The sequence below is a fragment of the Paenibacillus ferrarius genome (assembly GCF_002027705.1).
Taxonomy (GTDB): domain Bacteria; phylum Bacillota; class Bacilli; order Paenibacillales; family NBRC-103111; genus Paenibacillus_E; species Paenibacillus_E ferrarius.
The window spans coordinates 120442-134079 of record NZ_MBTG01000073.1; the positions used below are offsets into that span (position 1 = coordinate 120442).

The following is a 13638-nucleotide window of genomic DNA, read 5'->3' on the forward strand; positions in this document are numbered from 1 at the left end:
AGTCTTCTCACTTTTTTTGTTTTTTTAACATCGGAGTCGAGAAACGAGATCTTTTGAACGGATTGACCAAAAAAGCAGCCAACCACTCTTTAAATCGCAAAGAGGCTATCGGCTCAAGAAAGGCCAATCCGAAGCTTTCGAGCTTGCACAAGTAAATCAGGATGACGAACATAGCCATGATGAATCCGTAAACGCCGAGGAAAGCGGATGCCAAAGTAATGAAAATCCTGAGAATGCTGACTGTGCCGGACAAGGATTGATTGACCAATGAAAATGTAGCCACTGCCGAAATGGCGATAACGACGAGCAGCGTGGGAGAAGCAAGGCCTGCCCGGATGAGAGAGTCTCCGATGATCAGGCCGCCGACAATTCCGATCGTCTGTCCGACTGCCTTAGGCATCCTGACGCCGGCTTCCCGAAGCAATTCGAACAAAAAAAGCAGTACCAGCGATTCAAGGATCATAGGAAACGGCAGTCCATCGCGGGAAAGGACGACCGTCGATAATAAAGCTAGTGGAATCTGATCCAGATTCACGGTCGCAATCGCCATCCAGAATCCTGGTAAATAAATGCTTAGAATCAAGCCGATGATTCGGAGCATCCGTTGAAACATAACGTAATAATAAGGAAAATGAACGTCTTCAGGCGTTTTTAGCAGCTCCAGAAAATTGCTCGGCCCGATGAGCACCATGGGAGATCCGTCTACAATAATGGCGAATCTTCCACGCAACAAAGTTTCTATCACATAATCGGGCCGACCGATATAATCAATCAAGGGAAACAGCGAGTAAGTCCGATTCGACAGCCACTGTTCGAGCTGCCCGCTGCTCAGAACGCTTTCCGTTTGAATAGATTCCAATCGTTGGCGCACCTCGGCAATCATGTCCAGATTCGCTTTGTGGCTTAGATAGAGCAGCGATACGCGGGTTTTGCTCAAATCGCCGATGACGAACATTTCGCTGAATAACATTCCCGTTTGCAAATGCTTCCGAATCAGAGCCATATTCGTAAACAGTTCTTCCGTGAAAGCATCCTTCGGTCCTTTAATCGAAATTTCCGTACTGGATTCTTGTAAGGCACGTTTCGGAATGTTGGAAATATCCACCACCCAAAAGTCGGTATTTCCAGCGTAATAAAGGATCAGTTGGCCGCTAAAAAGGCCCGCAACCATTTCTCTGATCGTTTTTTTTATGGCGAATAGAGGCAATTTTTCCGTTTGGTCCGAAGCTGCGCCTGGATGCACGGCTGCATGGCTTGCATATAGGCACACGTTGGCGAAATACTCATTTAGTTGATTTTTATCAATCATACCTTCGCAATAGAGAACCGTTATTTTGTCCGACAACTCCGGTTGCGGCAGCGGAGGAAAATAGATGTCGGAATATTGAGAGAAGACTTGGATCATTGCTTCCTTCTGTAAAGTTCCATGGCTCAGATTATAGTCCAACTCCGCAAAGAGCGTAACTTCCTCAGGGGCTTGATTCATTCAATATCCTCCCTTCTTTTTCGGTATAAAGGAAAATATATAAAGAGCAGCCAACATTGCGATTCCGAAAATGAAAGCAAACGTATAGAAGTAGCGGTGGGTGGCTTCCTGCATCTTAATGTCGCTGATTTGCATTAGAGAAGGTATGGAAACAAGAGCCGTACAGCAGCCTAGTACGGTTTGGCGATACTTCGGGAATCGGCTTGTAATCAGTTCGGACAGCAAATGCAAAAGAAGAGCTGATCTTGTAATACTGCCGGCCATCAGTTGAAATACAGCCAAAAAGTCGACATGAGAGATGTAGTCTCCGATCATGACCAACCGCCACTGTTCGAAGGCAGGAAATCGCATATTACCGGCTTCTGCAGGACCAAACGCCGATAAGGACCCTAAGGTAGGTCCGGCAACAAGGCCTATCAGCAAGGTTAGCAGCACAAAAAGCGTTCCGTAATTAATAGGTTTGCTCATTTTATGCTGCAGAAGCAGCAAGACCAGCAACTCTATACTTCCTCCGAACACAATCATCCCTCCGTGCAGGTTCGGCCCTAATCCTTCCACAAAGAAGGGATGAATGATGCCATAATCCTTGCTATTCATGGTAAATATGGATATTCCGATACCCAGCAACCATACGATCGGCAATAAAACGGTAGACATATAGACAATCGTTTTGAGTCCCGATCTTGCCGCGCTGTAAGAAACAAGCACAAAACTGAGAACGACTACGGCGTTCGGTGTTCTGGGAAGCAAGTAGATGTTTATGTTTCTTGTTGTATCGAAAATGATCAATATCCCTAAGATCAGGAGGTATAAGACCATTACGCCGCATACGAGCCAGCTTCCAAATTTTCCGATCCTATCTTTAAGCCAATCGTTAATTGTTGTAGCGCGCATGGATTTTAAAACCAGATACAAAATCAAACTCCAGCCTAACAAAACCACATACCCAAGCAGGATACTGAACCAGGAGTCCCGTCCTGCCGCTTGGATAAGATGAGGAATAATAAACACATGATTCGAGATGCCAAGCGACAGCAGCAGCATGAACAGGATCTGCCGTCTTGAAAAAGTTGACTCCATCGCTTCCCCCCGGAAAAAGGATCATAGTATGTATTGGTATAATATCCAAAAATGGAATATGTATACACGAATATTCGTGCGATAATTTGATAAATCGCATACTTTCATTTATTTGGGATCAAGTAATGGAGGGGAAACGTTTCGAACTTTGGATGATTTTTCGTTAGAGATGCCGATAGGAGGGCTGGATGGGCAGGTTGAAGAGGGGAAATCATTGAAAGATGCAGCGATAAGGGAAACAAAGGAAGAAAGCGGTATAGATGTTGAATTTTCTATTCCGCTTAAGGATTGCTTGAGTGCGTTTTGCAAAAGTCTTCATTTAATCAACTCACGTATTGCCCTAGCAAATCTGGCTATCCCCAGTTCAATATCCTCAGGCTTGGTTCTGGCGAATGTAAACCGCACGTAACCCGAATCAGAACCATACACACTCCCTGGTACAAATATAATTCCTTTCTTAATGGATTCTTCCAACAATTTAGCGTCCGGAATATTCGGGATCAATTTGCACCAAAAATGCAATCCCCCTTCTGGTGCGACGTATTCAATCAGACCTGAAAGCTCTTTCTCCAAGGATTCGATGAGTAAATCCCGTTTAAATTGAAGCTGGATACGCAATCGCTCCAAATGGGGATCTAAAAAAGATGACTGCAAAAATTGTCCCGCTACCAGCTGAGGAATGATGCTTAATCCAAAGTCCATCTGTTGTCTAGCATCGGCTAGTCGTTCCACAATGGAACGAGGCGCTACCATCCATCCTATCCGTAAGCCGGAGGCTGCGATCTTGGAGAATGAGCCAATATATAGAATTGAACCCATAGTATCCATTGATTTGAGTGGTAAAGGAGGAACGCCATCATAAGAAGTTAAGCTGTATGGATCATCTTCCACAACAGGAAGTCCTAATTCACTAATGACATCAAGAAGACGTTTGCGTCTTTCATTACTTAGTACCGTCCCCGTCGGGTTCTGGTAGTTCGGATTTAAGAAGACCATCTTAATTCGATGTTTCTTGTATAAAGTGCGAATATCTTCTGGCTGTATACCATGATTGTCGACCGGCAGGCGGAACAAACGAAGACCAGCTGATTGAAACATAGGCAGCGAATAGCAGTAGGAAGGATCTTCAATAGCAACGGCATCACCAGGTGACAGCAGACATTGCGTGATTAAATATAACGATTGCTGGGATCCCGATGTGATAAGAATGGAGGATTCCGTTGTCCGAATGCTTCGATATTTGTTCAGAAATTCTACTAAAGCCTCTCTTAATAGAGTCGAACCTTGAGGGTTATCGTAACCCATATAGGACGTATATGCGTTTCTACTCATTAATGTAGCTATTTCATCTGTGGGTGCTAAATCAGCAGATAGTTCAGGGCTCGCAAAATCAATCAGCGATGGATTTTGAGCTAACGCTTCGCGGATCCTTCGCAAAAAGGGCAGGTTCGGAAGAAAATTTCCTCCTTCGGCAAAACGACTCCAGTTTGGAGTATGCTTCGGAGTGGCCCCCCATTTGGATGTACTTACCCGAGTCCCGCTACCCGTACGGCTTTCGATAATCCCAAGGGATCGGAGTTCGGCGAATGCAGAAATGACGGTGCTGCGGTTCACATCAAATTGTTCAGCAAGTTTCCGCTCAGAGGGCAGCAAACTACCCGGAGGAAACTCCCCATAGGAAATTCTTTGCTCGAGATGATCGGCAATTTGTTCGTAAAGAGCTTTTTTAGTATTGCGTTCAGGTTTCCACATCTTAAAATCCCCTCGAATAATCAATCAAACCACATAAATTTTAAGTTTATAATACCACTTATCTACGAGAAATAATCGATGTTTTCGTCATTATCATTTAGCATTCTGTGAACATGAATGGATTAATGGACTAATCTCATCGTTCACCTCGGCTTATTGTTAGTGGATGGCATAAAAAACTGATTGATTGGTTGGTTACATTCATCCGCTTCAATTCTATGATATTAATTAGTATTATGGTTGATGTCATATACGGTGGAAGGAGATGGACCAGTTGGCAGCTTTGATATCTTTTATTTTGCTTTGCTGTGCACTTGTAGCAAGTCCTTTGATTATCGCTATAGGGGGAGCTATTCTCATCCGTAAAGATGAGCTTGATATGAGCAAATAGTAAAGATTAATAATTCCTATTAAAAGGATTAACCACTATGAAATATAGAGTCTAGAAATGAAATGAAGGAGAGAATGAAAATGAATAATTCACATAGAGACAATTACGAACAAAAATTGGATGGACTTCTCCCATTAACAATTATTTTCTTTCTTTTAGTTTTTTCAGGTGTTTTTTATTTTCTAATTAACGAATTTTTATTGAAGTAAAGCTAGTTCTTAGTACAACATAACAGTTTAGTAAAGAAAAAGCAGTGCTTATCATTTTTACTTAATGATTAGCATCTGCTTTTTTATTTTATATCGTTTAGAAATTCGATAACATTGGAGAAGATCTGGAGGATTTGATCTCTATCGGGACGATCAGGTTGATCAAAGCGATCGAATCGTTTTCGACGAGAAAGATAAGAATTATCCAAAATGTGGTATTATTGCGGTAAAGAGTTTCAGGCGCTAGATTCCTTCACAAAAAAGAGAATAGCAAAAATACTTGAAAGCGATAGATGTTTTGAATACCCAGTTGCTAACAAATTACAAAACAATTTAGCTCGGAAGACGATTAATAGCGAGGAAGTTTAATCAGCCGGACACATCCTGCTGCTTGACTGCGCGCCACAGCGGCACATATGCCGCGACAAAGGCATCAAAATTGGGCTGTCTGCCTGCGCGGCGCGACAAGTAGTAGGCATTGTTCTCGTCTAGGACATACCCTTTTTGTGGTATAATGGAAATAGTGAAATCGCTGGAAATCGTAAGCCGTTTGGAGTTGAAACGATGACTGAGCAACTATTAAAGCCGTTTGTCGATTTTGTGTTCAAAAAAATATTCGGCAGTGAAGAGAATAAAGACGAAGTGCTGCTCAATTTCCTGAATGAAGCGTTGCGGGAAACCGAGCCAAAGCCATTTGTCAGCCTGACGATATTGAATCCAAATATCGATAAAAATGCCGTGGACGACAAGCAATCCATCCTCGATGTCCGTGCTAAAACCGAGGATGGTAAACAGGTGAATCTGGAAATCCAGGTCACCAACAAGCACGATATGGCAAAGCGTAGCCTATATTACTCGGCCAAAATGTACGAGGAGCAACTGGAGGAAGGAAAGCCCTACACGACCTTGCAAAAAGTTATTTCAATCAACATCTTGACCTACAACTACATTCCAAATGACCGTTTTCATAACATTTTTCACATGAGGGAAGACCATACAGGCGAGCTACTGATCGACGATATTGAAATTCATTTTATGGAGCTGTCGAAGCTGGGAATCAAAGCTCACGAAATGGACAGCCGACTTGTAAATTGGCTGATGTTCATTAACGGCACCAATCAAGACCAATGGGAGGAATTAGCGATGGACACACCAGGCTTGAAAAAAGCGATGACGACGCTGGAGTTTTTGAGTCAGGACAAAGAAGCGCGGATGCTGTATGAGGCACGCAAAAGGGCGCTTCTGGATGAACAGTCTGCCTTGGACTACGTGGAGTCCAGAGGTGAAGCGAAAGGGAAGGCCGAGGTGGCCGCGAATATGCTGCAGGAAGGCTTGCCGGTTTCACTGATTGCTAAAGTAACAGGCTTGTCTGAAACGGAAGTTGAAGCACTAAAAAATCGGATACATTAAGTCAAATAGTCATTTGCAAGATTCCCAAGAGGATCAGGGCTGCCGCTCTGGTCTTCTTTTTTTGCACTCGAACGACGATTTGAAGGCAATCAGACGCTGACTGCCTTCTCCCAATAAGGAGTTATTTCATATACCGTTTTTGTGAGAATTTTGTGAGAATGCTTCGGTAAAATAGAAATTGCTGCAATTAAAGATTGAGAGGAGTCAACACATGAAGTGGAAATGGAACTAGATGTTATGACTCCGCATTAAAATCGATTTTATATGGGAGAGGAAAGAAGAATGATTAAAAACATGATACGAAAAATTGTTGCTTGTCTGCTCGTTATAGTGATCGGCGGTCTGTTGCCGCTTCAATACGGGAAGGTTCAAGCGGCCGGCCCCTTCTCGGGAGGAAGCGGGACAACCCAAGATCCGTGGATCATCACGACTCCCGCGCAGTTGGATGCTGTGCGCAACAATTTGTCGGCCTATTACAAGCTAGGGAGCGACATTGATGTAACCAATGATACGCAAAATTCGGCTGGACTTTTTTACAATAGCGGAGCGGGTTGGGTTCCTATTGGCACAAGTAGCGCTGCTTTTACCGGCGCATTGGATGGTGGAGGGAATAAGATCATCGGGCTTAGAATTAACCGCCCAGCTACCGACTATTTAGGCTTGTTTGGTAAAGTTGCCAGCCGCGGTGTGGTGCGCAATATTGGGCTTGAAAGCATTAACGTCAGAGGCAATAACTATCTCGGCGGCTTAGTAGGAGATAACGCTGGCGGCACGATCAGTAACGTTTATGTGACTACCAGCAGCGTAAGCGGCGGTGGCATGGGCGGTTATGTCGGTGGACTGGCGGGGTATAATGAAAGCAGCGGTACGATTAGCAACGCTTACGCGGCCGTCACGGTCAGCGGTGGTACGATGGTCGGCGGGCTGGTGGGGTATAACAGCAGCACGATCAGTAATGCGTATGCAACCGGATACGTCAGTGGTGGAGGTACCTATGTCGGCGGACTAGTAGGGGATAACGTCGGTACGATCAGCGACGTCTTCGCGACTGGAAGCGTCAGCGGCACTACTGGCGTCGGTGGACTAGTGGGGTTCAACAACTCCGCGTATAGCGTCATTAGAAACGCATATGCGACTGGAAGTGCCCGTGGCACTGATAGTGTCGGCGGGTTGATAGGGGATAACTTTGGCGGCGCCATTAGTAACGCGTATGCGACTGGCAGCGTCAGCGGCACAGGCAGCAATTTGGGCGGATTAGTCGGGAAACATACCCCAAGCGCTCCCACTAGCAACCTCTTCTACGATAAAAATACGACAGGACGTTCGGACACAAAACTTGGAGTTCCCAAAACCACGACCGAGATGAAGACCCAATCCACTTACAGCGGCTGGGACTTCACTACTGTTTGGATCCTGAGTTCGTCGGCTAACAATGGATACCCCGTATTACTGCAGCTTTGTACAATCACCTACAATAGCAACGGGGCGGACGGAGGAACTGCGCCTACGGACAATAATGAGTATGCACGAGGCGAGAGCATTAAGGTGCCGGGTAACACGGGGAATTTGGTGAAGACAGGCTATACGTTCGCAGGGTGGAATACGATGGCGGACGGCAAAGGAACGAGTTACGCCGAAGGAAGTACATTTAAGCTCGGCATGTCTAATGCGACGCTTTATGCGAAGTGGACGCTCAACAAGTATATGGTTAGCTTTAACGTAAACGGCGGTTCGGCAGCAGCCAGCCAAACGGTGCCGCATAACGAGTACGCCGTGAAGCCGACGAGCGATCCAACGAAACCCGGCTACAATTTTGCAGGTTGGTACATGGATGGCACGTATGCAACTGTATTTGATTTCGCAAACATGGCGATTACGGGGGACACCACGATTTATGCGAAGTGGACAGCGGTGCCAAACAGCACGATCAATCCGGCGACTGGAAGCTTCGACAAGCTTATATCGGCGCAGGCTGACGTGACGACGACGATGACGCTGAACGGCAACACGCTGACGGATATTCAATGGAATGGAGCTAGCATCGGACAGGCGAATTTCTTGGTAAGCGGCAGTATGGTGACGATCAAAAAGGAGTATTTAGCTAGCTTGGGAACAGGTGCACAAGTGTTCACGTTCGTGATGAGCGGTGGAACGAACCCGACGCTGACTGTCACGGTGAGCGATACCACGCTTTCAGCGCCGACGGCGCTTACAGCGACTGCCGGCAATGGTCAAGTGTCGCTCAGTTGGAGCGGTGTTTCCGGAGCCGTGACGTATAGCGTCTACCAAGGAACGGTTTCCGGTTCCTATGGGTCAACCTCCATTGCGACCGTGTCCGGTGTAATATACAGTTACACCGCAGAGGGCCTGGTGAACGGCACGACGTATTACTTCGTGGTCAAGGCGAGCAATGCGGGTGGCAGCAGCAGCAACTCCAATGAAGCGAGCGCGACACCGCAAGCGGGAGCGGGGACGATATCCGACAATGCGAATTTGAGTGGCTTGAGCTTATCGAACGCAGCGCTGAGCCCTGCGTTCGATGCGAGTACAACAAGCTATGCGGCGAATGTGGCAAACAGCGTGAGCAGCTTGACTGTGACGGCATCCGTATATGACCCGGCTGCGACGGTGACGGTGAACGGAGTGGGTGTAGCAAGCGGTCAAGCGAGCGGCCCGATCAGCCTGAGCGTGGGCAGCAACACCATTACGGTAGTCGTGACTGCACAAAGCGGAGCAACGAAAACGTATACGATTACGGCAACGAGAGCTGCTTCAAACAGCGGATCATCTTCCGGAGGCGATTCGCCCAGCTCATCCGTGGGAAGCGGCCAAATCGGTTTCCGAGTGATCATTGACGGTAAGACGCTGGATCAGATTGCGACGGGAGCGATGACGCAAGAGAACAAACGGACCGTGCTGACGGCGAAGGTAGACGCCGCTAGGCTAGCGGCGCAGCTTGCGCAAGAGGGAGACAAGCCGGTTATCGTGATCCCTGCTTCGACTGTGAGCTCGGATAAGGTGACGGTGGAGCTGACAGGGGACGCGGTGAAAGCTATGGAAGGCAAGCAGGCTGTACTGGAAGTGCAGACGGCTAACGGCAACTACAAGCTGCCCGCAGCGCAAATCGTGATTGACCGCTTGGCGTCGCAGCTAGGTAGTCAGGTGAAATTGTCCGACATCGTCGTCCATGTGGACATCGTAAAGAGCGACGATGCGCAGGCGAAGCTTGCGGCAAATGCAGCGGAGCAAGGAAAATTAAGCGTCATTGCGCCGCCGGTCGATTTTGCAGTAACCGCTTCGTACAATGGACAAACGGTGGAAGTGGACAAGTTCAGCACATACGTAGAGCGTGACATTCCGCTTCCGGATGGTGTTGCCCCAAGCAAGGTGACAACGGCTACGGTGCTTGCAGCGGACGGTAAGGTGTATCATGTGCCGACGTACATTGCTGCCTACGACGGGAAATATTACGCGGTCGTAAACAGCTTGACGAACAGCACATATGCGTTGATCTGGCACCCCGTGACATTCGTGGATATGGAGGGACATTGGGCCAAAGAAGCGGTGAACGACATGGCGTCGCGGATGGTCGTAAACGGCGTCGATGTGACGCACTTTAGCCCGAATGCAGCGATTACCCGCGCCGAGTTCGCAGCGATGATCGTGCGCGCACTGGGGCTGGCCGATAAAGGGAGTACATCTGCTTACAGCGATGTAAAAACCGGCGACTGGTACATGGGAGCGGTGGCGAAAGCGCAGGAGTATGGCATCATTGAAGGGTACAAGAACGGAACGTTTGGCCCAGCGAAGACGATTAGCAGGGAAGAATCGATGGCGATAATCGCGCGGGCGATGAAGCTGGCGGGGATTGACGCTGGCATCAGCGGCCCGGAAGCGGAAGCGGTGCTCGGCAAGTTTGCAGACGGGGTGGTATCCGCATGGGCGAAGCAGGCGGTGGCGACTGTGGTGAAGAGCGGAATAGTCAGCGGCTCGGATCAAGGATTGCAGCCGACAAGCGACATTACCCGGGCGGAGACGGCAGCCATCGTTCAGCGACTGCTGAAAACGGCGAAACTGATTGATAATAAAAATGCCAAGTAAACGAACTACGCGCAAAACGGGGATGATGTCCCAAAGGTTAGAGAAGCAAGGGATATGGCTCATTTTCATGAAAAATGAATTTTAAAAGCGAGCAAAGGAGTCGGGCAGCCGCAAGCTGCTTGCTCCTTTGCTTTTTGTGTTCTGGTGGTCGTGTCCATTTGCGGCGATGCCGCAGTTTATTGAGAAAGCGTTCCAGTATGCACATGAAGCAGACCCGGACGCCAAGCTGTTTTACAATGATTTTGGCTTATTTGAATCACCTGCCAAGCTTGATTTCACCATTAGTATGATTCAGAACCTGATAGCAAAGGGAGTTCCTATTCATGGAATCGGCGTGCAAACGCACAATACGATTTATATTCCGGATAAGGATACGGTAGATCGTACCCTGGCGAAGCTAGCAGCACTTGGCCTGGATATTCAGATTACAGAGATGGATATGTCCATCTACAAAAATGCCACTGAAAAGTATGATGCCATTACCGATAAGCAGATTGTGGACGCTCTGTTGGTTCAGCAAGCGTATCAATACAAAGATATGTTCGAAGTTTTCAACAAATATAAAGCGCATATTACAGGTGTTACTTTTTGGGGATTAGCTGATGATCGCACTTGGCTAGACAGCACGCCAGTAAGCAGAAAAGATCTCCCGCTTCTCTTCGATGAATCTTTAAAAGCAAAGTCGGCGTATTGGGCGTTGGTAGACCCAAGTAAGCTTCCAGTACGCATTCAAACGATACATTCCGAGCAAAGCGGGGCTTTGACGATCGATGCTGCCGGACTAGAGAACCCTGTGTGGGATTATATGACGCCAGTATCCGTTACTGGAAGCACGTACACAACCGCTTCATTCAAGACGCTATGGCATGACAACTCGCTGTATGTCAAAGTAGAAGTGAAAGATGGCACTGTAGACGCCATGGATGCCATAAAGTTATTCGTCGATGGAAACAACCGCAGAACGCCGGCATATGATCAGGATGATCATGCTTATACGTACAGCAGGCTGCAGTCACAAGGAAGCGAAGGCAGCTATATGCAGGAGGAAGCAGGCGGCTATAAAGGCATATTCCGATTGCCATTGGATACCACCTTGCCTGCTGTAGGGAAAAATATCGGATTTGATGTTAGCGTTACCAATGGCACGGAAACCATCCATTGGAATGACATAACGGGCCAGCAAGCTGTCACGATGGCCAATGTCGGTTTGTTGAAATTTACCCAGGCTTCTTTGTATACGGAAGCAAAGAAAGGTACACCTGTCATCGACGGGGAGGTAGACACTATCTGGAATGAGAGCAGTATGAATAGCACGGATCGCTACTTAGCAACTTCACCAGCTCAAGGGGCTAAAGGGAAGTTCCGCACCCTGTGGGATGATCAGTATTTATACGTATTGGTTGAAGTGGATGACCCGCTATTAAGCGCAACGAATGCCCAAGCCCATTTGCAGGATTCTGTAGAATTATTTATTGATGAGAATAATCACAAAAGCAGTTTGTACGAGAACGATGATGCGCAAATTCGCTTCAATTACTTAAATCAAATCAGCTCTAGAGGGACATTCCTTAGAGATCAGCTGCGATCTGTTACTAAGACGGTATATGGAGAAGACCATAACATCCTTGGATATCGGGTGGAAGCTGCAATCAGATGGAATACGATTACCCCTAAGGCAGGTCATGTTATGGGATTCGATGTTCAGGTTAATGATGATCCTGGCATTGGAACAAGAAACAGTGTGGCAATATGGAACAATTTGACGGACATGGGTTGGGTGGACACTTCTGGCTTTGGGGTTATCCGATTCGTTGAAGGAGAAGTCTCTGTGGGGACGACTGCTGCTGTTCTGACGGGCGATGATCGGGCGTGGCAAGCAGATTAATCTGAGCGATTCTGCTCCCAAAAAAAGCAATCCCAGCGCTTGCAGCTTGGGTTGCTTTTTTTTGGTTTAAACATGAAATGAAGCATTTCATGTTGGCTAACGTGTTCCTACAATATCGGAGCAAGGGGGCGTAAGCATCGCGCTTAAATGTTTTTGGAGTGAACGCGGAGTTTTCTAATTGGATGTTTACATCTTATATTTGCAAAAGCTGCATAAAAACGGGCCTAAGTCTTTCTGCCATATGCTTATAGCCCAAATCCGAAGGATGGATCCCGTCGGTCGTACATTCTTGATAGTCCGGACCTAACAGCTCCGAACCGTCACAGAAGTAAATAGGGGCATCTCCCTCTTGAATCAGGCGCTCTACGATTCCACGTTGAAGTGCTTTTCGTGCTTCCCGGCGCTGACGCAGCTCGTCGTCGAAGGCTTCCTTGGCAAAACGGATTTGGGAGATTACGAGAATGGGGATGTTCGGATGAACTTCGCGATAGATCCGAATGAAGGTCGGCAAGGATTGTGCCAGATGGTCTGTGCTTGGCGTATTCCCTTCATAGTCGAGTACAAGCATCGCAGGATCGTTGATTTGACGGATAAGATAAGCCAACTCGGGCTCCCCTTGTGCGTTTCCTGAGAAACCGAGACTTACAAACTCAAGTGGAAACATTCGACTTAATTGATTCGGATAAGCCATACCGGGACGGGATGCACAAGCGCCGTGGGTGATGGAAGTACCGTAAAGAAGTACCTTTTTATCGGAGGAGAATCCTTGGAATTCAGCTACCGAAGAATGAGGCGCAGTTCCGATCCAAAGCTCCTTGACACCTTGATAGAGGGGGAGGTTGAGTGTAACTTCCCGCATTTCCATCGAAAAAGCTTCGAAGAGAACGCTCTCATATTCAGCTTGCGCAAGCTCGAAGCGTGTGGTGTTTATATATTGCTGCTCCCCTGCCGAGCCGATATAACAATCTACGCCGCATTGCGCCGTAGCGGGCATCTGATACATCGTGGCTTTGTCCGCCAGTGCGATTCTAACTGCAAGTTTCGGGGAGTCCGTTTGAAATCGAACTTGAACGCCGGTTGTGAAATTGGCAAGACGATCCACTTCGGATCGAATAGGGTGGCTAGGATGCAGCGGTAATCTTCGATAAAGTCCATCCTGCTCAAGCCATGGCAGCCCGGTTATGCGGAAAGGGGCGGCAAGCGGCGAATGCCATTCCCACTGGTCAGAGCGGGGGGCATCCGGCTGCAGGTTCACGTCAAGGTTTTGATTAGAATTAGCGGTTGTTTCCATTTGATGATTCCTCCAGTCAATGGGAAGGTTGTC

Annotated in this window: 8 protein-coding genes and 1 pseudogene; 4 read left to right on the plus strand and 5 right to left on the minus strand. The window is 47.4% G+C overall.

What is annotated here, in order from left to right:
* Nucleotides 1-7: 7 nt before the first annotated feature.
* Together BC351_RS40660 and BC351_RS40665 are read right to left on the minus strand one after the other, a co-directional pair.
* Nucleotides 8-1486: a spore germination protein gene (locus tag BC351_RS40660; protein ID WP_079421386.1), complete on the minus strand. Its 1479-nt coding sequence runs from the start codon at nt 1484-1486 to the stop codon at nt 8-10.
* Nucleotides 1487-2566: an endospore germination permease gene (locus BC351_RS40665; RefSeq protein ID WP_079421387.1), complete on the minus strand. Its 1080-nt coding sequence runs from the start codon at nt 2564-2566 to the stop codon at nt 1487-1489. It abuts the gene before it with no gap.
* A 187-nt stretch (nt 2567-2753) separates the two neighbouring features.
* Here BC351_RS40665 and BC351_RS41940 point away from each other — a divergent pair.
* Nucleotides 2754-2834: pseudogene (locus BC351_RS41940) on the plus strand (NUDIX domain-containing protein); the annotation flags it as partial.
* 47 nt (nt 2835-2881) lie between these two features.
* Here BC351_RS41940 and pdxR read toward each other — a convergent pair.
* Together pdxR and BC351_RS41950 are read right to left on the minus strand one after the other, a co-directional pair.
* Nucleotides 2882-4318, minus strand: coding sequence for a MocR-like pyridoxine biosynthesis transcription factor PdxR (gene pdxR, locus BC351_RS40675; protein ID WP_079421389.1), 1437 nt, complete (start codon nt 4316-4318; stop codon nt 2882-2884).
* A 969-nt stretch (nt 4319-5287) separates the two neighbouring features.
* Entirely contained in the window at nt 5288-5494 is a 207-nt protein-coding gene (locus tag BC351_RS41950; RefSeq protein ID WP_144028704.1) for a hypothetical protein, read from the minus strand.
* Here BC351_RS41950 and BC351_RS40685 point away from each other — a divergent pair.
* From BC351_RS40685 to BC351_RS40695, 3 genes are all read left to right on the plus strand, one after another.
* Nucleotides 5483-6328, plus strand: coding sequence for an Rpn family recombination-promoting nuclease/putative transposase (locus BC351_RS40685; protein ID WP_079421390.1), 846 nt, complete (start codon nt 5483-5485; stop codon nt 6326-6328). The two genes, BC351_RS41950 and BC351_RS40685, sit on opposite strands and share 12 nt — an antisense overlap.
* Before the next feature lie 282 nt (nt 6329-6610).
* Nucleotides 6611-10429, plus strand: coding sequence for an S-layer homology domain-containing protein (locus tag BC351_RS40690; RefSeq protein ID WP_158082397.1), 3819 nt, complete (start codon nt 6611-6613; stop codon nt 10427-10429).
* Between the two features lie 136 nt (nt 10430-10565).
* Entirely contained in the window at nt 10566-12314 is a 1749-nt protein-coding gene (locus BC351_RS40695; RefSeq protein WP_244209361.1) for a sugar-binding protein, read from the plus strand.
* A gap of 193 nt (nt 12315-12507) precedes the next feature.
* Here the strand turns inward: BC351_RS40695 and BC351_RS40700 are convergent, their stop codons facing one another.
* Nucleotides 12508-13605, minus strand: a complete 1098-nt coding sequence (locus tag BC351_RS40700; RefSeq protein WP_079421393.1) for an SGNH/GDSL hydrolase family protein — start codon at nt 13603-13605, stop codon at nt 12508-12510.
* Between the last annotated feature and the right edge of the window lie 33 nt (nt 13606-13638).